The 25,926-nt window shown below is 34.1% G+C and carries 23 protein-coding genes; 12 read left to right on the forward strand and 11 right to left on the reverse strand.

The features are described from left to right. Window position 1: 1 nt before the first annotated feature. Window positions 2-373: a hypothetical protein gene (locus B0I22_RS05640; protein ID WP_133943667.1), complete on the reverse strand. Its 372-nt coding sequence runs from the start codon at window positions 371-373 to the stop codon at window positions 2-4. A gap of 10 nt (window positions 374-383) precedes the next feature. Continuing rightward, window positions 384-1,508 carry a pyridoxal phosphate-dependent aminotransferase gene (locus B0I22_RS05645; RefSeq protein WP_133943668.1) on the reverse strand — a complete coding sequence of 375 codons (1,125 nt, stop codon included), beginning with the start codon at window positions 1,506-1,508 and terminating at the stop codon, window positions 384-386. Between the two features lie 142 nt (window positions 1,509-1,650). Here B0I22_RS05645 and B0I22_RS05650 point away from each other — a divergent pair, with 142 nt between their 5' ends. The 4 genes from B0I22_RS05650 to B0I22_RS05665 are packed head-to-tail and all read left to right on the forward strand — an operon-like array spanning window position 1,651 to window position 5,453. Next, the gene (locus B0I22_RS05650; RefSeq protein WP_133943669.1) at window positions 1,651-2,967 is read left to right on the forward strand and encodes a serine hydrolase domain-containing protein; all 1,317 of its coding nucleotides are present in this window, start codon (window positions 1,651-1,653) and stop codon (window positions 2,965-2,967) included. Window positions 2,968-3,014: 47 nt separating this feature from the next. Continuing rightward, window positions 3,015-4,193 carry a sensor histidine kinase gene (locus B0I22_RS05655; protein WP_246022148.1) on the forward strand — a complete coding sequence of 393 codons (1,179 nt, stop codon included), beginning with the start codon at window positions 3,015-3,017 and terminating at the stop codon, window positions 4,191-4,193. Between the two features lie 3 nt (window positions 4,194-4,196). Next, window positions 4,197-4,904, forward strand: coding sequence for a LytR/AlgR family response regulator transcription factor (locus B0I22_RS05660; protein WP_133943670.1), 708 nt, complete (start codon window positions 4,197-4,199; stop codon window positions 4,902-4,904). A 36-nt stretch (window positions 4,905-4,940) separates the two neighbouring features. Beyond that, the gene (locus B0I22_RS05665; protein WP_133943671.1) at window positions 4,941-5,453 is read left to right on the forward strand and encodes a hypothetical protein; all 513 of its coding nucleotides are present in this window, start codon (window positions 4,941-4,943) and stop codon (window positions 5,451-5,453) included. On the opposite strand, the gene B0I22_RS05670 is transcribed toward B0I22_RS05665, so the two are convergent. The 7 genes from B0I22_RS05670 to B0I22_RS05700 all read right to left on the reverse strand — a co-directional run bounded on the left by B0I22_RS05670 (window position 5,450) and on the right by B0I22_RS05700 (window position 14,561). Next, entirely contained in the window at window positions 5,450-7,015 is a 1,566-nt protein-coding gene (locus tag B0I22_RS05670) for a glycoside hydrolase family 10-like protein (RefSeq protein WP_133943672.1), read from the reverse strand. The genes B0I22_RS05665 and B0I22_RS05670 overlap by 4 nt on opposite strands. 81 nt (window positions 7,016-7,096) lie before the next feature. Next, on the reverse strand, window positions 7,097-7,930 hold the full coding sequence (gene purU / locus B0I22_RS05675) for a formyltetrahydrofolate deformylase (protein ID WP_133943673.1): 834 nt from the start codon (window positions 7,928-7,930) through the stop codon (window positions 7,097-7,099). 69 nt (window positions 7,931-7,999) lie between these two features. Beyond that, window positions 8,000-9,808, reverse strand: a complete 1,809-nt coding sequence (typA, locus tag B0I22_RS05680; RefSeq protein ID WP_133943966.1) for a translational GTPase TypA — start codon at window positions 9,806-9,808, stop codon at window positions 8,000-8,002. 125 nt (window positions 9,809-9,933) lie between these two features. Then, a complete protein-coding gene (locus B0I22_RS05685; RefSeq protein ID WP_133943674.1) occupies window positions 9,934-11,106 on the reverse strand; it encodes a class I SAM-dependent methyltransferase in 1,173 nt (390 codons plus the stop codon). Between the two features lie 80 nt (window positions 11,107-11,186). Further along, a complete protein-coding gene (locus B0I22_RS05690) occupies window positions 11,187-12,587 on the reverse strand; it encodes an MFS transporter (protein ID WP_133943675.1) in 1,401 nt (466 codons plus the stop codon). A gap of 40 nt (window positions 12,588-12,627) precedes the next feature. Further along, complete coding sequence (locus B0I22_RS05695; protein WP_133943676.1) at window positions 12,628-13,686, reverse strand: agmatine deiminase family protein; 1,059 nt, start codon at window positions 13,684-13,686, stop codon at window positions 12,628-12,630. Continuing rightward, window positions 13,686-14,561 (reverse strand): carbon-nitrogen hydrolase, encoded by an 876-nt coding sequence (locus B0I22_RS05700; protein WP_133943677.1) that lies wholly within the window; start codon window positions 14,559-14,561, stop codon window positions 13,686-13,688. The genes B0I22_RS05695 and B0I22_RS05700 overlap by 1 nt, the downstream gene beginning before the upstream one ends. A gap of 177 nt (window positions 14,562-14,738) precedes the next feature. On the opposite strand from B0I22_RS05700, the gene B0I22_RS05705 reads away from it, so the two are divergent. From B0I22_RS05705 to B0I22_RS05730, 6 genes are all read left to right on the forward strand, one after another. Continuing rightward, the gene (locus B0I22_RS05705) at window positions 14,739-15,152 is read left to right on the forward strand and encodes an acyl-CoA thioesterase (protein WP_133943967.1); all 414 of its coding nucleotides are present in this window, start codon (window positions 14,739-14,741) and stop codon (window positions 15,150-15,152) included. Window positions 15,153-15,213: 61 nt separating this feature from the next. Further along, window positions 15,214-17,664, forward strand: coding sequence for a T9SS type B sorting domain-containing protein (locus B0I22_RS05710; protein ID WP_133943678.1), 2,451 nt, complete (start codon window positions 15,214-15,216; stop codon window positions 17,662-17,664). A 40-nt stretch (window positions 17,665-17,704) separates the two neighbouring features. Continuing rightward, a complete protein-coding gene (locus B0I22_RS05715) occupies window positions 17,705-19,840 on the forward strand; it encodes a S46 family peptidase (RefSeq protein ID WP_133943679.1) in 2,136 nt (711 codons plus the stop codon). Between the two features lie 51 nt (window positions 19,841-19,891). Next, complete coding sequence (locus tag B0I22_RS05720; RefSeq protein ID WP_133943680.1) at window positions 19,892-20,905, forward strand: polysaccharide deacetylase family protein; 1,014 nt, start codon at window positions 19,892-19,894, stop codon at window positions 20,903-20,905. Window positions 20,906-21,046: 141 nt separating this feature from the next. After that, window positions 21,047-22,117 (forward strand): GNAT family N-acetyltransferase, encoded by a 1,071-nt coding sequence (locus tag B0I22_RS05725; protein ID WP_133943681.1) that lies wholly within the window; start codon window positions 21,047-21,049, stop codon window positions 22,115-22,117. An 8-nt stretch (window positions 22,118-22,125) separates the two neighbouring features. Next, entirely contained in the window at window positions 22,126-22,626 is a 501-nt protein-coding gene (locus B0I22_RS05730; protein ID WP_133943682.1) for a MepB family protein, read from the forward strand. Window positions 22,627-22,630: 4 nt separating this feature from the next. Here the strand turns inward: B0I22_RS05730 and B0I22_RS05735 are convergent, their stop codons facing one another. Continuing rightward, window positions 22,631-24,007 carry a DUF5723 family protein gene (locus B0I22_RS05735; protein WP_133943683.1) on the reverse strand — a complete coding sequence of 459 codons (1,377 nt, stop codon included), beginning with the start codon at window positions 24,005-24,007 and terminating at the stop codon, window positions 22,631-22,633. A 224-nt stretch (window positions 24,008-24,231) separates the two neighbouring features. Between B0I22_RS05735 and B0I22_RS05740 the strand changes: the two genes are divergently transcribed. Further along, window positions 24,232-24,849, forward strand: coding sequence for a hypothetical protein (locus tag B0I22_RS05740; RefSeq protein WP_133943684.1), 618 nt, complete (start codon window positions 24,232-24,234; stop codon window positions 24,847-24,849). Window positions 24,850-24,910: 61 nt separating this feature from the next. On the opposite strand, the gene B0I22_RS05745 is transcribed toward B0I22_RS05740, so the two are convergent. Further along, window positions 24,911-25,354: a nuclear transport factor 2 family protein gene (locus B0I22_RS05745; RefSeq protein WP_133943685.1), complete on the reverse strand. Its 444-nt coding sequence runs from the start codon at window positions 25,352-25,354 to the stop codon at window positions 24,911-24,913. Between the two features lie 126 nt (window positions 25,355-25,480). On the opposite strand from B0I22_RS05745, the gene B0I22_RS05750 reads away from it, so the two are divergent. Further along, the gene (locus B0I22_RS05750) at window positions 25,481-25,873 is read left to right on the forward strand and encodes a winged helix-turn-helix transcriptional regulator (protein ID WP_133943686.1); all 393 of its coding nucleotides are present in this window, start codon (window positions 25,481-25,483) and stop codon (window positions 25,871-25,873) included. The last annotated feature ends 53 nt before the right edge of the window (window positions 25,874-25,926 follow it).

The raw sequence follows: 25,926 nt of genomic DNA on the forward strand, positions 1-25,926 counted from the left end.
TTTAATTTTGATCCCTTACGTATTTTGAGAAAGGAACAGTTTCTGAATTAAAAAATGGGTCTGGAGTAAAAATTATAGTATTTGAATCCAAAAATTGCACTTCTGATTGAGCAGAACTTTCTCCAAAATTAGTTTTCAATATTGAGCCAAAAAGATTCCAGTTTCCCGAACTATTTGTTTCTACGAGTCCACCAAATGAATTGAGCTTAGTATCAATTTCTACAAATTCTTTCTGGAAGTTCAAGTTAACATCTATAAAACCTACTTTTTCAATCTTTTGATCGTTAAACTCTATAGCTTTCCAATTGCCTAAAAGAGATTGTTCAACGATTACATTTCTTGAGCTAAAAATTTTCTTTAAAAACTTAATCATAAATAATTTATTAAAAAACTACCTCAAAATACTTCTGCATCTGCTCCATCGTTCCAAGACTAATTCTCGTCCATTTTCCTTTTTGTTCATAAGTTTTTCCGCCAAGGATTTTCGCATCTTTTAGTTTTTTGAAATATTCACCCTTGTAATTCTCCAAAGAAAAATAAATAAAATTCGCAGAAGATGGAATGGTTTTAATTCCTCGTTTACTAAATTCTGAAATCGTAAAATCTTTCACTTTCTGATTGTTGTCCAAAACTTTAGAAATAAATTCTTTGTCTTCCATTCCGGCAATTGCTCCAGCCATTGTCGTCACGCTGATTTCCGCACCACTCCAGCTTTGCAGTTTTTTCAATTCAACAATCAATTTTGGATTTCCAATGGCGTAACCTAATCTTGCGCCGGCAAATCCATAAAGTTTGGAAAATGTTCTCGTTATAATCAGATTCTTGTAAACATCAACCAAATCACTGAGAGATTTCTGAGTCGTAAATTCGATGTAAGCTTCGTCCACCAAAACGATGATGTTATTAGGAATCGATTTGATGAAATTCTCAATTTCCTGTCTTGAAAGCAAATCTCCAGTTGGATTATTCGGATTGCAGATATATATGAGTTTCGTATCTTTTTGGATAGAACTTTTCATCTTTTCAAGGTCGATTTTCTTTTTGTCGTTCAGAGGAATCACAGATTTTGACATTCCAAGAAACTCGGCAATCGGTTCAAAAATCGTGAAAGACGGGTCTGGAATGATGAAATGTCCTTTGTTAATCGAGACATATTTGGTAATCAATTCCAACAGAAAAGATGAACCTGCGGAAACCAAAATATTTTCTTTTTTGGTCTGATTGATTTCTGCCAACTTTTCGCAAAGAATATCAGCAAATTTGAAATCGTACAACGATGAAAACCTGAGACTGTTTTGCATAGCTTCCAAAGCTTTCGGCGAAGTTCCAAAAGGATTCTCGTTGAAACAAAGTCGGATTGTTTCGTTATCTTTTTTTAATAAGTTGAAATTTGGGGTTTCTTTTGCAAAAAATTCCAATGGCGAAAGTGTCAAACCTGCACTTCCTAAAAAAGCGGTTTTCAGCCAGTCTCTTCTGTTGATGGACATAGTTTTTGTTTTATTTTCCATAAAAATAATGATTTTTCTTCATCGATAAAAAATTAAATTCTGACGGATAAAAATTCTATTTCACCGATTAAGATTGAGATTTATTTTTAAGAAATCTACTTTTGATTGAGAAATTAATTCTTTAAATCAAAATATTTTTAAAATGAAACATTTCACTTTCTTTCTAGTCTTTTTCTTTTTCGTGAATCAAAATTACTCGGCGCAACAAAATCTTGATACTTATTTCGATCATCTTTTCGACAATAAAAAAATGATGGGAAGTATCGCTATTTCACATAAAGACAGCATTGTTTATTCAAAACAAATTGGATATTCCAACGCTGAAACAAAAAAAATGATTGACGAAAACACAAAATTTCGAGTGGCTTCGATTACCAAAACTTACACTGCGGTTTTAATTTTAAAAGCTATTGAAGAACAAAAACTGAAACTGAAAACTAAATTATCATCGTATTATCCTCAAATAAAAAATGCCGAGAAAATCACAATCGAACAATTACTAAAACACCGAACGGGAATTTACAATTTCACAGAAAAAGACGACGAATTGGATTGGGAAAAAAATTTTCATTCGCAAGATGAATTTATCAATTATGTTTTGAATGAAAAAAGCAATTTTAAACCAGGAACACAATACGAATACAGCAATACCAATTACGCTTTATTAGGATTTATTTTAGAAAAAATCTACCAAAAATCTTATGCTGAGATATTAGATGAAAAAATTGCAAAGCCTCTAAACCTAAAAAATACATATTACAGTTTTGAAATTGATGAGACAAAAAACGAAGCTTTATCGTACAATATTCAAGATAATTATTTGAAAAACACGACCGTAAATTACTCCAATCATCCTGGAAGTGGCGGAATAACTTCAACTCCAAGAGAAGTCAATAAATTTCTGTCTGCTGTTTTTGAAGGAAAATTGATTTCTGCTAAAACTCTGGAAATGATGCTTCCAAAAAAAGCAGGAGAATATGGTTTTGGAATTATAAAATTAGGTTTTACGGATGTTGATGCATATGAACATACAGGACGCGTAGAAAACTTCATCTCGGAATATTGGTATTTCCCTAAACAAAGATTGGGTTTCGTTTGCCTTACGAATGCCGTGAATATTGACACAACTGAAATTATGAACAATCTTGTAGGTTATGCTTATCAAAAATCTGCAACGCTAAAAAACTACAAAACGATTGACGAAATGTCGGAAGACAAATTTTCTAAAATCAAAGGCACTTACAGAGGAAGCAATAAAAAAGAATCTATCACGATTTCTTCTAACGGAAAAAAGATGACACTTCAGGCTTCTGAGGCTGGTCAAATCTACTTTACATTGCAAAATAAAGGAAACAACACTTTTCAATCTGATAACGTGAAATTAACTTTCCATCCAGAAAAAGAGGAATTGATTTTTACACAAGAAGGAATAACTGAGATTTTCAAAAAACAGTTGTAAAATCTTATTTCAATTACAAATTCTAATCTCAAAAGCTTATTTTTGAAATGCCTTTTTACACTAGCAAAATGCAGACAGAAACGATTATAACCGAATCACAATCCAACCAAAATATCTTATTGGAATTCGAGAAATTCTATAACAGAAGTCCGAAGATTATTTTTCATCTTCTGATGTGGTTTACATTTTCGTTTTTTCTATTTCTGAATTATAATTTAGAATTCAAATTGTCGATTTTTGATAGTTTTATCCTGACTTTGCGAAGCACAATCAACAACATTGTCGTTTTTTACATTTTTTTCTATCTCTTCATCCCCAAAATATTTTCATTAAAAAGAAAAATTGCATTACTGATTCTGAGCATTCCAATTTTAATTTACATTTGGCTGATTGTCAATTACTTTATTTTTTCATTTTACCATTGGATGGGTTTTGAAATAAATTTTGGAGGTTTCAAAGATCTGATCAAACGAAATGCAACACAGACTTTTTTTGAAGCGATAAAATTTGAAACGGTTTTGTCCAATGCAATGATTGTAATCTACACAATGTCACCGTTTTTCTTTGTAAAAATCTTGTTTGAAATCGTAAGAATTTATAATAAAACAACGCAATTACAACAGCAAAAACTGGAGGTCGAAATCCAGAATATCAATATTGAAAAAGACTTTCTGAAGTCTCAACTCAATCCACATTTTCTTTTCAATACTTTGAATAATCTTTATGGTTTGATTGTCAAAAAAGATGATTCCGCACCGGAAGTTGTTTTGAATCTTTCCGACATTATGAGTTATACGCTTTACGAGTCAAATTCCGAAAAAGTAGCATTGGAAAAGGAATTGGACTTTATCAAAAATTATTTTGAACTGGAAAAGATGCGTTATCCGAAAGATAAAAATATTCAGCTGGAAATCCTTGGAGAGGAGCAAACTTCAGGACTTTACATTGCACCACTTCTGACTTTTACGTTCATCGAAAACGCTTTCAAATATGGATTGAAAAACTCTGACAATCAATTTATTAATCAAAAAATTAAAATAGAAAATGACACTTTTTATTTTGTCCTTGAAAATGATTTTGATAAAACAGAAACTAAGAAAGACTTTGGCGGAATCGGATTGGAAAACATCAAAAAACGACTTCAATTGCTTTATCCAAATCAACACGATTTGAAAATATCGACATTCGAAAACAGTTTCAAAGTAGAACTTAAAATTAATTTATAACCAATGGACAAACTGCGTTGCATCGTTCTGGACGACGAGCCAATCGGAAGAGAAATCATAGAAAACTTTGTAAAAGAAATTGATTTTCTGGAACTTGTGAATTCTTTTGAAGACCCTGTGAAAGCTTTGATGTTTTTGGAAAACAACAAAGTTGATTTGATTTTCAGCGATATTCAGATGCCGAAAATCAACGGTTTGGATTTGGTGAAAACTTTGGAAAATCCGCCAGTCATTATCTTTATCACTGCTCATAGAGATTTTGCTTTGGACGGCTTTGAAACCGGAGCGACGGATTATTTGGTAAAACCCGTTCGTTTTGAACGTTTCTTAAAAGCCGTTAATAAAGCTAAAGATTACATCGAACTGAAAAACAAATCAACCGTTCATCAAGTCAATTCTGACCGAATTTTCATCAAATCCGACGGAAAACTCACGAAGATTCTTTTGGACGAAATCCTTTACGTAGAAGCACAAGGTGATTATCTAAAAATTGTAATTAATAATGAAACTTACACTACTCTAGCAACTTTGAAATCTATGGATGAAGTTCTGACTTTACCCCAGTTTTTCCGAGTTCAGCGTTCGTTTATCATCAATTTGGAAGCTATCCGAAGTCTGAACGGAAATATGGTTGAATTGACGAATGGAAAAAGCATTTCGATTGCGCTGAACAAGAAGGAGGAATTGTATCAGGTTTTGGGGATTAGATGATTTTTCGGTAAGTTTACTTGATTAGAAATAATACAAATGAAATCAATAAAAACAATTTTTATATTATCATTAATACTTTTTTCAAATTTTATTTATGCACAAAAAATTGAAATTACAGAGAAAAATTTATTTAAAATATTTAAAAAGACAATAGAACAAGAAAATAAAAATCAAATTAAAACAGTTTCTAATCCTTGGATTGCTGACAATAGTAATGATGTTTTTTCAAAATCAGATACAATAATATTTACAAATGGTAAGAATAATCATTATTGTAAAGATGTAAATTGGACTTTTTATAGGAAAAATAAATTTATTAGAAACTATGGAGATTTTTGCTCAGAACCCACATCTTATACAGTAACAAAAATTCAAGATTATTTTGAAATAAAGATTAATGAAATGGATACAAGAAAATATTTTGAACTCTACAATCAAGGTAAATTAATTGACAAATTTGAAATTATCTCTTTAGAAAAATCTCAATCTTTATCATATAAAAATCTAATCGAATATACTCTAAAGCTTAGACGAATAAGAGATTTTTAATTAACCAAAACAACTTTATAATCACCCAACTTCCCAAGCTTATTCACAGACCTTACAACAACTGTCGAAAGTTTTTTTCCATTAGATTCTGAAGCTACATTTTTATTAATGATTTCCGGAGAAAGGATTTCGGTTTGCCAATTATTACCATATTTTAGATAAATAACATAAGACAATGCTTCGGTTTGTTTGTTCCAATTGATTGAAACATTATTAGATTGTTTTTTCCAAATTACATTCAATTCTGGTAATTCTTTAGAAGTTAGCCAATTCGTTTCTGGAATCAAAGCTTTTTCTTTGTAGGAATTGGTTTTTAATTCCTGTTGCATTGCATAATTTTTTGTGATTCCGGCAATACTCCAATGCACTTCTCCAGTATTTTTCTTCAAGATTTGTCTTGTCACATCTATTTCACGTGCAATTTCAGAAACAGGATTTGGAGATTTAACAGCAACTGTGTTCAAACCCGGCCAAAGATGACGATCTTTTGTATTCTCGTCACTCCACCATTGCAAAAGAAGCGGAAAACTTTGTCCCGCCGAATCTACTGGCCAATACAACTGAGGCGTAAAATAATCAATCCAACCTTGATTCAGCCATAGTTTTGCATCCGCATATAATTCGTCATATTGAGAAGAGCCTTTGATTCCTGCAGGAAAACCTGGTTTCCAAATCCCAAAAGGACTGATTCCGAACTTCACATCGTTTTTCTGGGCTTTGATTTCGTCATAGATTCGCTTCACGAATTTGTTCACATTTCCACGTCTCCAATCTGCTCTGGAAAGCGTTCCGCCAGATTGCTGATAAAGCGACCAAGATTTGTAATCCGGAAAATCCTTTCCACCATTATATTCTGCATAAGGATAGAAATAATCGTCAAAATGAATCCCATCCACATCATATCTGGAAACGATATCTTTTACGACTTTTGAAGCCTGTTCCTGCGTTCTGTCATCAGCTGGGTCAAACCAGTACATTCCATTTCTTAGTTTGATAATATTATCTGGTGACTTTTTCACCATAGATTCTGAGGTGATTTGTCCACCATTGGAATGATGCGCTCGAAACGGATTTAGCCACGCGTGAAATTCCAGACCGCGTTTGTGAGATTCTTCTATCCAAAATTGCAAAGGGTCATATTCTGGATAAGGTGCTTGACCAATTTGTCCCGTTAAAAAATAAGACCAAGGTTCGTGTGGACTTTTATACAAAGCGTCTGCAGAAGGACGAACTTGCAAAATCACTGCATTGAAATTGAGGTCAACGAGAAGATTCAGTAATTGTATGGCTTCTTGTTTTTGCTGGTCAACGGAAAGATTATTTCTCGAAGGCCAATTGATATTAGCAACCGAAGCAATCCAAACCGCTCTGAATTCTCTTTTAACTTCGGGCAAATCGATGTTATCTAATTTGACAACAGGTTTTGGCGGAAGCTTGACTTCTGTCTTTACAACAGGTTTCTTAACATCTGATTTGGAAGCTGATTTTTTAGTTTTTGTAGCACAAGAAACCACAAAAACTGCCAATAATAATATTTGGAAAAATGATAATCTGAAACGCATAGTTTGCAAAACTAAACGATAATATCAGAAATACAAAAAAGCATCCGAATAATTGGATGCTTTTATAATTTGTTAACTTTTTTATTCAAAAATAATGGTCTTGTTTCCGTCAATAAAAACTTTGTCTTCGAAAACCAATTTCAATGCATTTGCTAAAACAATTCGCTCAACATCTTTTCCCATTTTGGCTAAATCTTTTGCAGTTTTGGAGTGACTGACTTTGATAATATCCTGATAAATAATTGGTCCTTCATCCAAATCATTCGTTACAAAATGTGCTGTTGCTCCGATGATTTTAACGCCTCTTTCAAAAGCTTTCTTATAAGGATTTGCACCAATAAAAGCTGGTAAAAATGAATGATGAATATTAATAATTTCGCCTTCAAAATCTTTTACAAAATCAGGAGAAAGGATTCTCATAAACTTCGCCAAAACAAGATAATCGTAGTTGTAATCTTGAAGAACAGTTTTAATTTTTTCTTCGTGTTCCTCTCTCGTGATATTTTCTGCAGGAATATAAATAAAAGGAATATTGAACTTTTCCGTCAATTCTCTCAGATTTTCATAATTCCCAACAACCGCAACAATATTAAAGTTAAGGTCTTTGAATTGATTCCTAATCAACAAATCCGCTAAACAATGATGTTCTTTGGTTACCAAAACCACCACATTTTTAGATTCATTTTGACTTAGTTCAATTGAGCAATCGCCTAATTGTTTTTTGAGTTGTTCAATCACTTTATCAGGTTCAGCAATTCCTGCAACTTCGGTTCTCATAAAGAACAAAGCTTTTTCATTATCCACGAATTCATCATTCTTGATAATATTAAGCCCATTCTCCAGAAGGATTTCGGAGATTCTGTAGACCAGCCCCTTTTCGTCTTTGCAAGTGATTTTTATGGTAAATTGTTTCATCCTGGTTTTTGTTTTAAATTCAAAAAAGCCTTCAAAAATATGAAGGCTTTTAATTTATAAAGTATTAGATTAAGACTTAGCGCCTCTTTCAATACGTTTTCTATCGTTTTCAGAAAGGATTTTCTTTCTCATACGGATGAAGTTAGGCGTTACCTCGATTGCTTCATCAGCCTGGATATATTCCATACATTCTTCAAGAGAGAATAAGATTTTTGGAGCAACTCCAGTATCTTTATCTTTTCCAGAAGCTCTCATATTGTTCAACTGTTTTGCTTCAACGATGTTCACCACCAAGTCACCTGGTTTGTTTTGCTCACCGATAACCATTCCTTCGTAGATTTCCTCACCCGGGTCAACGTAAAACTTACCTCTATCTTGCAATTTAGCGATAGAATATTCAGTTGCTGGACCTTGAGTTTTAGAAATCAATACACCATTACTTCTTCCAGGAATCGCACCTTTGAAAGGTTTGTATTCTGTGAAACGGTGCGCCATAATAGCTTCACCAGCAGTTGCAGTTAACATTTGAGAACGCAATCCGATTAGACCTCTAGAAGGAATCTCGAATTCCATATGTTGCATTTCACCTTTAGTTTCCATAATGTGAAGGTCGCCTTTTCTCTGAGTTGCCAAATCGATAACTCTAGAAGCAAACTCTTCTGGAACATCAACTACCAAAGATTCATACGGCTCCAATTTTTGTCCGCTTTCATCTTCTCTCAAGATAACTTGTGGCTGACCAATTGTCATTTCGTAACCTTCTCTTCTCATTGTTTCAATCAAAACGGATAAGTGAAGAATACCTCTACCGAAAACTAGGAAAGTGTTTGCATCGTCAGTCTGTTGAACTCTCAATGCCAAGTTTTTCTCTAATTCCTTAGTTAATCTTTCTTTTAGGTGGTTTGAAGTTACATATTTACCATCTTTACCGAAGAAAGGCGAGTTGTTGATGGAGAACGTCATATTCAACGTTGGCTCATCAATTGCAGTTCTTGGCAATGGTTCTGGATTTTCTAAGTCTACGAAAGAATCTCCAATCTGGAAAGCATCGAAACCTACAACAGCACAGATATCTCCGGCTTTTACTTCAGTTACTTTTTTCTTTCCAAGACCTTCGAAAACGTAAAGTTCTTTTACTTTTCCTTTCACAATTTTTCCGTCAGCTTGCGCTAGACCAATCCATTGAGATTCTTTGATTTCGCCTCTGATTACTTTTCCGATTGCAATTCTTCCTAAGAAAGAAGAGAAATCTAGAGAAACGATTTGCATTTGCAAAGTTCCTTCAGAAACTTTCGGTTCTGGAACATATTGTAAAATCCCGTCAAGTAATGGGAAAATATTGTCCGTTTGTTCCAATGAAGTGTTGAACCAACCTTGTTTAGAAGAACCGTAGAATGTTGGGAAATCCAATTGCTCTTCAGTTGCATCCAAGTTGAAGAAAAGATCAAATACTTGATCGTGAACTTCGTCCGGACGACAGTTTGGCTTATCAACTTTATTAATTACAACCAAAGGTCTCAATCCAAGTTCCAAAGCTTTTTGAAGTACGAATCTTGTTTGTGGCATTGGTCCTTCGAACGCATCTACCAACAAGATTACACCATCAGCCATTTTCAAAACTCTTTCTACCTCTCCACCAAAATCGGCGTGACCAGGTGTATCGATTACATTGATTTTTACGTCTTTGTAATTAACTGAGATGTTTTTTGAAAGAATCGTAATTCCTCTTTCTCTTTCCAAATCGTTATTATCCATAATCAACTCACCACTCTCCTGATTCTCTCTGAAGATGTTTGTTGCGTGAATAATCTTATCAACCAAAGTCGTTTTTCCGTGGTCAACGTGTGCGATAATCGCTATATTTCTAATGTTTTGCATATCCATTTTTTACGCGTGCAAATGTAGTGAATTTTTATGGGAAGATGAACTTCAATTTAATTATTTTTAAAAATATGGCTAAATAATTAACATCTAATTAAAGCTTTGTTAATCAATAAATTAAATCACAAGCTTTTCAGAATCTCTTTTCCATTAATAGATTGCGTGAAAATCAAGTATTGATTTCCGCCATCATTGAGTTTATATTTTTTCTTGATTTCTTCTGGTTTCAAAGGATAATTTTTGGAAACAATATTGTACTTCTCCCCTTTTTTCAAATCTTTGGCGTCAATTTTTTCGATTTCTAAAACGCGTCCCGGAAAGTTTTCAATTCTATTTTCCGAAGTGTAGAAATGAGAATTTGGGTGCAGTTTCTTCAAACCAAATTTTTCTGAAATGATATTAAATGCGCCCGCTTTCAGAATCGAATTGTTTGGAATATAAAGGAAATTCAAACTTCCTGAAAATTCTGAATCAGCAATTTTTTCTTCATTAAAGTTGAAAGAAAATTCTAATTCATCAGATTCCAAATTGACACAACGAATCTCAACGTCTTTATTCTTTGTTCTTTGCTCTTTATTCTCAATAATTAAAACTAATTCTTTCACTTCATTTCTAACAGCAATAATTTGAATTTCAGTGATGTTTTCCAATTCTGAAATCAAATATGAAATATCAATCAATGGCGATAATTTGACAATGATTTTATCTGAAATTGAATGTAATTTTTCTTCTATTTCTAATAAATTCGGAGACAAATCCTCAAGCAGAAATTTCTTTTTATTTTGCTGATCGCGTCTTGCCGGATCGAGATAAACGATGTCGAACTTATTAAAATTATCAGTCAGACTTTCTAAAAATATCTCAAAATTTTCATTAATGAAATTGGCTTTTCGATTTAAAGTTTTCCAATTATGTTCAACGATTGAAATTAGTCCTGGATTTTGTTCTATCAATGTGACTTCATCAAAATTCTTTGATAAAAAATAAGCGTCAATCCCAAATCCACAAGTCAAATCGAGGAAAGATTTTCCTATTAGATTTTGAGCTTTATATTCTGCCGTTGATTGCGATGAAGCTTGTTCCAGATTGAGATTCGGAGGGAAGATAACTCCTTCTTTCGTGAGGAATGGAAACTTTTTTTCGGCAGTTTTTCTGCCTTTGATTTGTTGTACGATTTCCTGCATCGTCACATTATTGAACGGAGATTTCTTCAACAATAATTTAGTTAAATCAGAATTGAGATTTTGATTGATAAGGTTTTGAATATCAGAAGAAATTAATTTTGAAAAATCCATTGAAAATTGATCAGTAAGCTATTTTGAAATTTAGAATCATAAATTCTTATTGATGCAAAGATAATCGATTCAGAAATCATTTATGAAACCGATTTCATATTATCGCCATCCCGGAAATTGAGTCTTCGGAAAACAAAACCGGAAAGAATCGTCAAGAAGCCTACAATCAAAAATGTGTATCGGAAAGCGTTATGAACTTGATTTTTGATAAATGTGGTGTCGCCTTCAAACAATTTCAAAACAATCAAACCAAACGCGATTCCAAATCCGACCGCAAACTGCTGATTCACAGAAACCAAAGAATTTCCACTGCTATTTTGATAAGGTCGCAAATCGGCAATCGAAATCGTGTTCATCGCTGTAAATTGAATTGAATTGAAAAATCCAAGAATCAACAAAATCGGAACGAACCAATAAATCGAACTTTGCACACTCGGAATTGCCAAACAACAAATCAAAACTCCAATAATAAATGTATTGACCATCAAAGTTTTACGATAACCAAATCGGTCCAAAATTCCAATTACATACGATTTTCCAAACATCGCTGTCAAAGCCATTGGGGCAATAATCCAACCCGATGTCAACGCCGATTGTCCGTACGCAATCTGAATCATCAGCGGTACCAAAAGCGGAATAGAACTGATTCCCAACCTTGTAGCGAGATTCCCCAAAATCCCAACCCGAAACGTTCTGACTTGAAAAAGATTGAGTGGAAAAATCGGATTGTTGTCCGTTTTTGCGTGTTTGTAATAGAAGTACAGCATTAGAAATCCTAAAGAAAATATCAGCAAAACAGGTGTGATATTTTGTGCGTTTCCTAACAATTCTAAAGCGCTGGAAAGCAGTAATGATGCCAAGGCGAAAATTAAAAAACCTTTCAAATCAAAGTCGATGACGGGCGATTTGTAATTGGGCATATATTTTAAACTGAGCACGATTCCCAGAATTCCAATGGGTATATTAATCAAAAAAATCCAATGCCAAGTGAGATAATCGACCATATAGCCACCAACGACAGGCCCCATTACGGGACCAATCAATGCTGGAATGATGGCGAAATTCATTGCTTTCAGAAGTTCATTTTTGTTGAATGCTCGGATCAAAGCTAATTTTCCAACCGGCGTCATCAAACTTCCACCAACACCTTGAACAACTCTCGAAATCACAAGTTCTGTAAGGTTTTGTGATAATGAGCAAAATAATGAACCCAAGGAAAAAACCACTAACGAAAGAATAAAAATTTTCTTAGTCCCAAATTTGTCCGCCAAAAAACCGCTGACTGGCATAAACAAAGCCAATGTCAAAACATAACTGATAATCGCATTTTGCATATCCAAAGGCGATTCCTGCAGATCTTTCGCAATTGAAGGCAAAGATGTATTCAGAATTGTGGAATCCAGCATCTGCATAAAAATCGCAGTTCCCAAAATGAGAGGAAGAAATTTTTTGACCGATTCCGGAGTAGTAATGTCGCTCATATTTATCAAATAAAAAAGTCCGCGTAATGCGGACCTAAATCTATACCAAAGGCTCTTGTTGACTCAAACAATGGAAACTTCCCAAGCCCCAGATGATGTCGGTGGAATCTATGCCAACCACTTCTCTTTCCGGAAAACATTTTTGGATAATGTCCAATGCAAGCTGATCTTTCTCACAATTGTAAGTCGGAACAATCACCGATTTGTTTGCGATGTAGAAATTGGCGTAAGACGCTGGCAATCTTTGTCCATCACAATAAACTGGATCTGGCATTGGCAATTCGATAATGTTAAGTGGACGTCCGTCCAACAATTTCATTTCTTTTAACTGACGAAGGTTGGTTTGAAGGATTTCGTAGTTATCGTCTTCTTTATTATCTTCAATGACTGTCAAAACAGTGTCTTCATTCACGAAACGAATCGTGTCGTCTACGTGTCCGTCTGTATCGTCACCGATAATGCCGTCATCAACCCAAAGCACTTGCTTTTGTCCGTAATATTTTTTCAAATAATCCTCAACTTCTTCCTTCGACAAATGTGGATTTCTATTTTCATTAAGCAAACAAGACTTCGATGTTAAAACCGTTCCAGCACCATTGAATTCAACTGAACCACCTTCCATAATAATTCCTGGATAAAGAACCGGAAGACCTTTTTCTTCAGCGATTTTGGTCGGAATCACATCATCAAATTCAAACGGTGGATATTTTCCACCCCACGCGTTGAAACCCCAATCAACAATGATTTTCTGGGGTTCTTCTCCTTTTTTATTAATTAAAAATGCTGGACCGTGATCTCTGCACCACGCATCATTGGTTTCGTGGAAATAGAATTCGACTTTCGAAATATCTGCACCGGCTTTGTAAATATGTTCCATTGCGAAAGCCTGCATTTCCTGATCTTTCACATTGATGCAAACAAATTCGCCTTTCGTAAGTTCAGCAATGAATTTGGCGTAAGCCGGATAAATCAAGTCGATTCTTTCCGGCCAAGATTCTTCTTTGTGAGGCCAGGAAAGCCAAGTTGCTTCGTGTTCTTCCCATTCTGCGGGGAAAACGTATCCATTTTCTAACGGATTAAAATCTTTATCTATTGTCATTAATCCTCGTCAATAAAGCGTTTCGTAATTGGCGAATAAGTTTCAATTCTTCTGTCTCTCAAGAATGGCCAGTGCTTTCTCATATAATCTGTTTGCGCCAAATCAACTTCTGTTACAACGACTTCTTCTTTATCGTGAGAAGCGAGATACAATAATTTCCCTTGAGCGTTTGTCACAAAACTTCCGCCCCAAAATTTCATTGCGCCATCTTGCTCGAAGCCTACTCTATTCACAGAAACTACGGGAACGCCATTTGCAACCGAATGAGAACGTTGAATCGTCTGCCAAGCATTATATTGATCTTGATTGGTTTCCTCATCTTGAGTGGTGTCCCAACCAATTGCTGTTGGATAAAACATAATGTCTGCACCCATCAAAGCAGTGATTCTTGACGCTTCCGGATACCATTGATCCCAACAAATCAAGACTCCAACTTTTCCGAACTTTGTAGGGAAAACTTTATAACCTAAATCGCCTGGCGTAAAATAGAATTTCTCATAAAAAGCAGGATCATCAGGAATGTGCATTTTACGGTATTTTCCAAGGTAAGTTCCATCAGCGTCAATAACTGCAGTTGTATTATGATAAAGTCCCTGCGCTCTTTTCTCGAATAACGATGCAATAATGACAACGCCTAATTCTTTCGCAACTGGAGACAACGCATCTGTTGAAGGTCCCGGGATCGCTTCTGCCAAATCGAAGTTATCATAATCTTCTACATCGCAGAAATATAAGGATGTGAAAAGCTCCTGCAAACAAACAATTTGTGCACCTTTCGCAGCGGCTTCTCTTATTTTTTCAATGGCTTTGTTCAGGTTTTCCTGCTTGTCTGCCACGCAAGACATCTGAACTGTACCTATTTTAACTTTCGACATTTTCTAAAAATTTTTTACAAAAATACTAAGAATCTAGGGAATCAAAAATCCAACCAAAAGATTTAAGCTCATATTTCGAAAAATTAATTTTATAATCCATAATATCTATAGTCTCAAATCGTAAATTTTCTACGGATTTATTACCTTTGCAACAAATTAAAATGCCATAGAATTATGATGAATTACCACACTAGAAAATGGATAAAACCAGAAGATCTCAATCCCAACCATTCACTTTTCGGAGGAAGACTTTTGGAATGGATTGATGAGGAAGCGGCACTTTATGCTATTATTCAGTTAGAAAACACCAGAACGGTAACCAAATATATCTCTGAAATCAACTTCGTAAGTTCGGCAAAACAAGGCGACATCATTGAAATCGGAATCGAAGCAGTTGAATTTGGTAGATCTTCTCTTACACTTCGTTGTGAAGTTCGAAATAAAATGACCCATCAAAAAATTATCACGATTGATAAATTGGTTTTCGTTGCGCTGGGCGAAGATGGATTGCCAAAACCCCACGGAAAAACAAAAATCGAATATGTTGAGGATCGACTTTATGTGAAAAATACGTCTTCTGAAAATATATAAATTCCTTAATCTAATTAACTATCAATAAGATTTATTAAATTTGGACATTGTAGAAGAATCAATGTCAAAGTCTATTTTTTTCAAATTCTTATTTTTCATTTTAATCTTCAAAACGATTACTATAAATGCTCAATTGGATTTGGAGCATTGGTTTTCACCAATTTATTTACAAAACAATCACACTATAACCAGCATTACTTTAAATCTATCAACACCTAGTAGTAATCCTGTTGAGATTAAAGTATTTGATGCCAACAACAATATCATTAAGAATGAACTCATAAGCAATTCCTCTCCTCTTGTTTACACATTACCATTAAGTGTTTATTTGGCAAGCAAATACGAGGGAATGAGACCTATAAAAAAGGGATTTCACGTTTCCGGTTCCAGCAGTTTCTATGCAAGTGTAAAATTGAATTTTGATGGCGGTAAAAACACAGAACTCATCACATCCAAAGGAAAGACAGCCATTGGGAATTTGTTTTATTCGGTAAATGCTCCTTATCAAAGTTTTTCAAAAAAAGACAATATCAATTTCCAATCTAACATCATTGCCACAAAAGACAATACTAAAATCAAAATATCCGGCTATAGTCCAAAAATCACTTTTGCTGATGGAAAAAAATACCCCGATGGCATAGAAATCAATCTTAACAAAGGAGAATCTTATTGCTTGGTAACAACTAAAGCAGACAATTCTAATAATGACCCTGTCTTGGATTATTTATATTGGGATAGTTTTGTAGGCTCGAAAATAGAATCTGACAAACCAATAGCGATAACGAGTGGAAACTTTGAGGGTAATTATTTTTTTGAAAAAGGTGGGAAAATTTTGATAGACCAGTCTGTTCCTGTAAAAAGCATAGGTTCAGAATATTATATTAGAAAAGGATTTGCGTCTATTGATTGGGAAGTAGAAGGTGCGCTCATAGTTTCTACTGAAAATAATAACAAAATATATTTGAATGGTTCTTCCACACCTTCTTTTACATTAAATGAAGGTGACTTTAAAATTTTGAAATCAACTGATTTTAAAGACGAAGGAATTTTTGCAAAGTCGGAAAAACCAATTTATTTTTATCAATTTTCAGCCGGAAACAATCACAATGAAAAATTGATACTCTACCCCTATCTCACGCCAACTATGGCATTTGTACCTCCGTTGGACAGCACGTTACCAAATACAATCGGAACTATCAATGACATAGAAAAGATCGATCAGTTTTCTCTAGACAATCTTGTTCACGTTTTAGCTTACAAACCTTCAAATATATTGATTAATACTCAAAATCACACGAGTTTTCTGGACATATCAGGAAGTACAGATTGGAAATATTTAACAGTTAAAAATTTGAAAGGAGACATTAATTTATCTTCGGAAAACTCAATCATAATGGGGGTAATTGGAGGATTTGAAACTGAAAAAAGAACAGGTTCATTCTCGGGATATTACACGGGATATTCTAATGACCCTTACATTTTGGTAAATGGCAATTGCATTCAGGAAGTTGTAACGCTTCAATTGAGCAATATTGATTTTGAAACTTTCCAATGGCAATTAAACAACGTGGATATTCCTGGAGCAAGCGCTTCAAGTTTTACACCAACACAAGAAGGAAATTACACTTGCATTGTTTCGTATAGCGGTTTTACTTTTAAAACTAGTTCTGTGGAAGTAAAAAATTGCAACTATACAATTACGGATATTTCAATTGCAAATTATTGTGGTGAAGCCAATTACAAGCCTTCATTTTCTGCACCAAATGAGAACATACCAATCTCTAAAATAGAAATATTGACTCAACCAAATAACGGTTTAGCTTCTATTACAGATAATAATTTAATAATTAAAGCTAATCAAAATTATAGTGGTTCCGACAGGGTAATTATAAAACTAACTAGCACAATTGGCATCACGGAGATTCAAAAAATTGATTACAACATTTCTCAAAATCCAATTGCAGACTTACTAGGCAACATTGACCCTAAAGTCGTCAATAATCAAACTTATATTTATAACCTTGAAGATGCCATTGTCAATTATAACAACGAATCATTCAAATTTTATGAAAATCGAGATGATGTTGATACCAACAATCCTATTCAGACCGACATCCGCAACTACGAAACATCATTAAACAAAATTTATGTTTTAATAACAAATGCATCCGGATGTTCAATCATTAAAGAAATTATTTTGAATAAACCAACAATAATTGACAGCGACACATTGCTTCTTCCAAACGTATTTACACCCAATAATGATGGAGTAAATGATTATTTTGATTTTTCAAAACTGACCGATGTTTCTGATTTGAAATTGAGAATTTTTGACAGATTTGGGAAAGAAGTATATCAATTCAAACCGGGAACTTCCTACAAATGGGATGGAAAAAGTAATTCCGGCATAAGCTTTCCGAGCAATACATATTGGGTTTTGTATCAATTTTATGACCCAAAATTAAATATAACCATCAGCAAAACACAATGGTTGCTCCTAAAAAATGATTGATTAAATTTTAATTAAATTCGTACCATAATAAATTTTTGAAATGAAAAAAATTCTCTTATCAGCCTTCCTACTTCCTGCAGTAATGGCTTTTGGCCAACAATACGGCGGAATGTGGATTCCGACGGAACTCAATGAAAAAGAAATGAAAAGCTTGGGAATGAAGATCTCGGCAAAAGACATCTTCGACCCAAATAAAGCGAGTATCAAAGATGCTGTGGTACAATTTGATGGTGGTTGTACAGCAGAAATCATCTCTCCAAAAGGACTTTTATTGACCAATCACCACTGCGGTTACGATAATATTCAGTCGCATTCAACCGTAGAAAATGATCTTCTGACCAACGGATTTTGGGCAAAAGATATGAACGGCGAATTACCAAATCCTGGTGTTACGGTGGATTTCATCACAGACATTAAAGAAGTAACTAAGGACATTCTTGCTGGAACGGAAAATCTAACAGGAAAAGATTTGGATGCGAAAATTAAACAAAATACAGATGCTTATATCGCTTCTCAAAAAACGGAGACTTATCAAAAAATCTCTGTGAGATCGATGTATTATGGGAATAAGTTTTATGCTTATGTGATCGAGACTTACAAAGACATTCGTTTGGTTGGCGCACCACCTTCCGCCATTGGAAAGTACGGTTCTGACACCGACAACTGGGTTTGGCCAAGACACACGGGAGATTTCTCGATGTTCAGAATTTATGCCGATAAAAACAACAAACCTGCGGAATATTCCAAAGATAACGTTCCTTACGTTCCAAAACATTTCCTTCCGATTTCTATGAAGGATAAGAAAGAGGATGATTTTACATTCGTTTTCGGTTTTCCGGGAAGAACTACGGAATATCTTCCGGCTGTAGCAGTTGAGAAAATTATGACCGAAATTGATCCAGCAATGATTTCAGTTCGTGATGTGACTCTGAAAACGCTTGACGAAAAAATGAGAGTGGATAATGCGACAAGAATCAAATATGCTTCGAAGTACGCAAGAATCTCAAACGCTTGGAAAAAATGGCAAGGCGAAATCGAAGGTCTTAAAAAATCCAATGCAGTTGGAAAAAAACAACAATACGAGCAATCATTAATTTCAAAAAATCCAGCAATCAAAACCACGATTGACGGACTGAACAAGCTTTACAACGAGCAAGCGCCTTACGCTCTCAACAGAGCTTACTACAGCGAATTACCAAGAAATGCCGAAACTTTGGCTTTAGGAAGTTTGTTTGGAAGTTATGTGGAAGCGGTAGAAAATGGAACGTCTTCTCAGAAATCTTTGGAGAATCTAAAATCCAGACTTTCTGAAATGTACAAAGATTACGAAAGTGCTCTGGATGCAAAAGTGACTGCAAAAGTGCTTGCACTTTACGCCAACAAAACGCCTCAACAGTTTTTGCCAGCCGGTTTTGATAAATATAAAGATGTGAATCAAAATATTGCGACTATTGAAAACTGGTCAAAAACATCCATCATCACAGGTGGTGGAATGGTTAACGGCGCAACAGTTTACACAGACATCAACAAAGTTTTTGCAGATCAGAATGCATTGATTCAAGCACTTAAAAATGACCCTTTGGTTCAGCTTTATGCTTCTATCAGAGGAACTTATGTAAAATCGACTCACGAAAAAGTGACTTCTTTACAAACTGAAATCGATGCTTTGCAAAAGAAATTTATGGCGCAACAAATGGAAACGGACAAAGACAGAAAATTCTTTCCAGACGCCAACTCCACGCTTCGTGTGACTTATGGAAAAGTGAAGGGTTCCAATCCAAGAGATGCCGTTTCTTACGGTTATCAGACGCATATTTCTGGAATTATGGAAAAATATATTCCTGGAGATTATGAATTTGATTTGCCGAAAAAACTCATCAATCTTTACAACACCAAAGATTACGGCGTTTACAAAGATAAAACGGGCGAAGTTCCTGTAAACTTCACCGCGACCAATCACACAACCGGCGGTAACTCGGGAAGTCCGGCTTTAGATGCTTATGGAAACCTGATTGGTCTTAACTTCGACAGACAATGGGAAGGCACGATGAGCGACATCAATTATGACCCGAAATTGTGTAGAAATATTATGGTTGACACAAAGTATATTCTTTTCGTGGTCGATAAATATGCAGATGCAAAATGGTTGCTGAACGAGATGAAAATCGTGAAGTAAATTTTTAAATTAACCTTGTCAAGGTTCTGAACCTTGACAAGGATTTTTCAAATGAGTTTCAAAACCAAATTTTACCGAATCGCTAATCCAATCAACAGGAGATTTTCTTTTGAGAAATTTTCTCAGAAATTGCTATTTCAGGATTTGATTTTGGTTTATCATTTGGTTTCCGATGCGGATTTGAAACACGCTAAACATCTATTTCCATATCGTTCTGTAAAGCAATTTGAACGTGATTTGGATTTTTTACTAAAGCATTTTGATTTTATAGATTGGGAAACTTTTCTCAAACATAAATCGGAAAAAGTTAAAACTAAAAAGCCAACCATTCTCTTGACTTTTGATGATGGCTACAGTGAATTTTACGACATCATCGTTCCAATTTTAAAAAGAAAAGGAATTTTCGCTATTAATTTTATCAATCCGAAATTCATTGATAATAAGGAGATGATGTGGCGAAACAAAGCGAGTTTAATAGTTTCGGAAATCATTGAAAATAAAATACTTGAAGATAAAATTTCCAAATACACAGGTGATGAGTTGAATGAAAATGTCACATCAATTCTAAGCATCAATTACAAAAATCAAAATCAGTTGGATGACATTGCGAATCATCTTGAGATTGATTTCAATGGTTATCTAAAAAAAAATCCGGTTTACCTTACAACTGAACAATTAATAAAATTAAAAAACGAAGGATTCGGAATCAGCTCGCACGGTTGGAATCATCCGCTTTACAATCAACTTTCGTTGACTGAACAACTGGAAAACACGCAGAAATCTTTGGATTATATGAAAGAAAATCAATTCTCCAATGATTCTTTCGCTTTTCCTTTTACAGATTATTTTGTTGATAATCAGTTTTTTGAAAATATATTTAATCAAAATCCTGAACTGAAATTCACTTTTGGTTCAGCTGGTTTGAAACTCGATTCTTATGCTAAAAATCTTCAAAGAATTCCAATTGAAACAGGAAATTATTCGGCTGAGGAAATTCTAAAAAACGAAATTATGTATTATCAAATTTTAAAGAAAATCAATAAAAATAAGATTATCCGAAGCTGATAAATCGCTTTTGGCTATTGGCAATTTGCTGATGGCTTAGATTAAATTTCATTTTGCCTTTTTAAATTTTTCGTCCAAAATCGGTAGGTTTTTCCAAACTTTTCACAGGTGTTCCTTATATTTGTTTAAAATTAATAATCTGTGGTAAAAATCGTCGGACTTAATAAGGAACAGCTCAAAGGATTTACAAATTCCGAAGATTTCAAAAATGCATCTTTCGCTCCGATTTCTGAACTTAGAGAGATTTCCCACATCCAAAATCCACGTGCAAAACCGGACGACATTCTGCTATTTTTAGCTTATGACGATGAGATTCTTGCCGGATATTTGGGAATTCTGCCAGACGACATCACCGGAAAAAATGGAGAAAAATTTCATTTCGGTTGGTTTTCTACCTTGTTCGTCAGCGAGAAACACAGAGGCAAACAAATTGCTCAGAAACTACTTTTTGAAGCAGAGGAAAAATATCAGAAAAACCTGATGATTACTGAGTTTACACCAAGTGCAGAAGGACTTTACAACAAAATTGGTTTCTTCGATTATGCAAAACCGAAAAAAGCCATTCGATATTATTTCAAATCCAATCTGGCAGAGCTTTTACCTTCCAAAAAACCTGTTTTTGAAAAAAATAAAATTTGGTTGAAACGATTAGATAATTTTATCAATTTTTTCATTCCGTATTTTGGAAATGGAAAAAAACAACTTTATAAAATCTCAAAATCTCTGGACGAAAAACTGGAGAAATTCATCAATCATCAGAAAAAAAATCCGCTAGGGAGAAGTTCGGAAGAATTCAAATGGATTTCAGATTTCCCTTGGCTATCCACAGAAAAAGAACAACAGAATTATCTTTTCTCTTCTTATTCCAAAGATTACGAAATGTTTTGGGTTTCGGTTTATGAGAATCAGGAAATTGTTTCTGCGATGCTTTGTTCCGTGAGAAATGGACATTTGAAAGTGCTTTATTATTTTGGAAACGTGAATTTTATTTCCGAAGTTCTTCCAAAAATCATCAAAAAATATAAGGCGAAAATGATGACAATTTTTGATGATAAATTGAATGATTCCATTCAGAAAAACAATTCACCAAAAGCCATTTACAAACGTCCGATGGAAAGAAAATATCTGATTCACAAAGATTTGAAAGAAAGAATCGGGAAAGATTTTGATTATGATTTCAAAGATGGCGATGGTGATTTTTCTTTTACTTAATTTCAATTATGATTAAAGAAATCGCAGTTCTCAACAATTTAATTTTCAAACCTTTAAAATTAAAAATCACTGAAATAATTCCTGATTTGGAATGTGAAGATTATTTTGGTTTTAATTTTAAAATTAAAGAAAATCGCATCAAATTCAGAAAGTCAAAACTCACGCCGAAGAAAGTTGGACAATTCGTAACGTTTTGGAAACGAGATTCGGAAGGGAAAACTGTAGCGTTTGACATCAATGATGATTTCGATTTTTACATTATTTCAATCGAAGAAAATGAGAATTCTGGATTTTTCATTTTTCCAAAAGCGGTTTTAGAAAAGGAAAATTTAATTTCCAGCGAACTTAAAGTTGGAAAACGAGGTTTCAGAATTTATGCCGATTGGCATTTCCCAAACAATAAACAAGCTGAGAAAACCAAACTTTGGCAAAAGCAGTTCTTCATTAATTATAAAGATTCAGAAAATGAATTGTTAGAAAAATGGAGAAAAATCTTTAAGTCAAATTAGAATTCTACTTTTCGCAATCGCATTTCTGTCTGTTGTAGCGCTTGAAAGCATTGTCCCAAAACGGATAAAACTTGATCGCCATATAAAAATTGGCGGCGTGAAGTTTCTTATGCTGAAAAAGAATTGGAAACGCATTCTCGCTTCCCAAAATCAGCGGACCCAATCTGAAATATGCGCCAAACTGAACATTTTTGTACTCCGACAAAGTTGTTGAAACGCCGTAACCAAAAGCTTCTTTTTGTACAGAATAATTGGCATTAAGAACATTATTCCGCTTCACCGAATTTTCGAAAACCGGAACACGCTGAATCCAATTGAAATTAACAAAATGATGTTCCTTGATCTTTTGGCTGTAATTGACATTGATACTCGTTGGCAAACCCATCTTAAAACCGTTTCCTACAAAGGATTTGTTCTCATCTCCGTAAGCTTCTTGGCTCAATAATTTCAAATATTGCTCGGGACTTTCAAACTTTTTATTTTCAAGCTCGGGATTGTTTTGAATCCAAATTGTACTGCCATTGATGAATTGATGATTGTTCCCATTTTTAAAATTAATATAGCCCAAATCCATAATATTGAATGAAAATTTGGAATTATATTCGTCTTCCCGAGGTTCTTTGTCCAACATTGTGATTCCCAAATCCAGACCTAATCCAAATCCGTTTTGTTTGTATTCGTAGCGTTTGCTTTCCGAGTTGTAGTTGGTAATGTAACTTGCGGAAACGTTGTAATTTGAGGCATAGATATTCCGAAGATCAGGATTATCCTCAATCGCTGGTTCGCTGGACGTGAGATCAATTGATTGATGACTGATGATGTTTGTGGCATCCAAACCAATTTCATATTTAAGATTAAATCCGAGAATCCATTGTTTGTCGGAATTTGGAAAAATGCTGGTCGAGGCATTCAGACCAATCTCATTCCAGTTCATTACTTGTGCCGAGAAGGGTTTCATCAGATATTCTTCAGGTTGTGGAACCATTTCATTCCCATATTTCAGATAATTGTCGAAGTCCAAGACAGATGCTTGTGTTCTCATTCTGCTAAACAATCCAAAAACAAACTTTTTCTCGTTGATGTTAGCAGTCATAGAAAACGATGGACCCAAAATATCTGAACCGAACAAGAGATTTGCATTGTTTTTATTATAAAAATCGAAAGTATCTGGTGTATTTGCTCCCGTGATATTTCGTTTTGGGTTTGCTGTGTAAATAGGCGTTTTCATAATTCCCAAAAGACTTTGTTGAGAAATATAAGCATAATCATTCTGTAAAAAAAGATCCGCTGAAACCAGATTTACGTCCCAAGGATTTGGATTGAGGAATGGTTGCGTAGGCGATAATACTGCAGAGTTGATTCCGCTGTAATTATCGTTCATAAAGGTCCAATTGTTTTGCGCTGTAATTTTGAGAAAACAGAAAACAAATAAGCAAAAACTGAAGATTTTATACATCTAATGGTAAAGTCTTTATAAAACAATCTTCTTGAAAAAATATTGTAGCAAATCACAAGATTATTTTATCAAAATTAGACTTGAATCTACAAAATAAGTTTAAAAACTTCGCCTAATTTTCTTAGTTTTATAGAAATCATTTTATCCTAATGAGCCATTCCGAAATGCAGAATTTCAAAACCACAGAATTAAAAAATTTAAAAAAATTGAGAGCAATTTCGATTGGATTTCTGCTTTTGGTAAATTTTGCAATTGTTGGTTTTTTTGTTTATTTTTTCTACGATGTCTATCGGTCAAGAGATTTGAAGGAAAATTTCGTGGCTTATATCTTTCCGACTGTAGCTTCAATTCAATTGGTTTTGGCTATTGGATTTGTACCATTAATCTTGATAATTTTAAAAAGATTCTCAAGGGTTTTGAAAGAGATAGAGGATTTGAATGAGGAATTTACCATCCATTATCAGCGATATACCAATTTCATTTATAAAGTTTTCTCTGTCATTCCTTTGTATTTGATTTCGCAGAAAGGTTTATTGATTTTCAGAAATTTTAAAACCGAATTGCTTCTGCCCAACTCTATTAAATATATAAAAATTAAGAATATAAAAATGGGACGTTTTAGGAGATCTTTGATTGATATTTATCAAAACGATGGTTCAAAATCCAGAATTACCTACTACACAACATACCCGAGAGAAGCCGAATTTTTCCACGATAATATTCATTTGATTAATGACAATGTGCGGGTTGAGAATCAATTTAATTAATATTAATCCAGCGAAAAGGATTTGAAAAACAAAAAAGTGAAGCATTTCTGCTCCACTTTTATTAATCATTAGCTATCGTTTTGGATTCTACAATTAGAAAATGAGCAATCCGATCTTTGATAAACCATTTTTCATTTTGATGGATGTAAAAGTCTTCATATTTCACACTGTAATCCGTCAAAATATCTTTTCCATCAGCTTTACGAATCATTTTAATTTGAGAAAAAGAAATACCTGTCGCAGTGCCCTCATTGATAGTGACAAAATGTTGTCCATTCAATGTAAAATAGGTTTTCACTTGTGAGGAATGTAAATTGAAATCCCGTTCCATTTTTTCTCTTCCAGAAACATCTGCAACCAAATTACCTTCCATAAAGACTTTGTAGGTCAAGTCTGAGGTAAATAAATCCATTTGTTCCGAAATCTTTTTCTCGTCGCCGAGAGATGCATAATCGTCTATCAAGTTTCTTAGAGCTTCTTTTGTTTTTAAAATTTCTAATGTCATAATTTTGTTGTTTTAATCAATTTTAAAATTACTTTCTGTAATTATTTCGTGAACAAAATTATATTATATTTGCTTACATTTTATTAGTCATTACCTAAAGGTTAGCGACTAACAAAAACCAAAGTTATGGCAGAATCAAAAGAAAATCAAACAGATAACAAGGCATTTACCGAAGATTGTCACAAAGTTTTAATGGCAGTTTCAGACGCATTATACGCCATCGGCGGAAAATGGAAATTGATGATTATCATTGCAATGGCAAGAGGAAACAAGCGATTCACAGAAATCCAGCGCCAAGTCACAGGAATCTCAGCAAGAGTACTTTCCAGCGAGCTGAAAGATTTGGAACTGAATGGATTCATCATCAAAAAAGTAGAAACAGGATATCCTGTAAGCATAGAATACGAATTGCTTCCCTACAGCCAAACTTTGGAAGAAGTTGTAACTGCAATGACCAAATGGGGAATGCAACACCGCGAGAAAATCAAAGCAGAGATGAATGCTTCGGACTCGAAATAATCATTAATTAAACAAAAAAAAGTGAAGCATTTCTGCTCCACTTTTTTATATTA

Source organism: Epilithonimonas xixisoli, assembly GCF_004365655.1.
GTDB lineage: Bacteria > Bacteroidota > Bacteroidia > Flavobacteriales > Weeksellaceae > Epilithonimonas > Epilithonimonas xixisoli.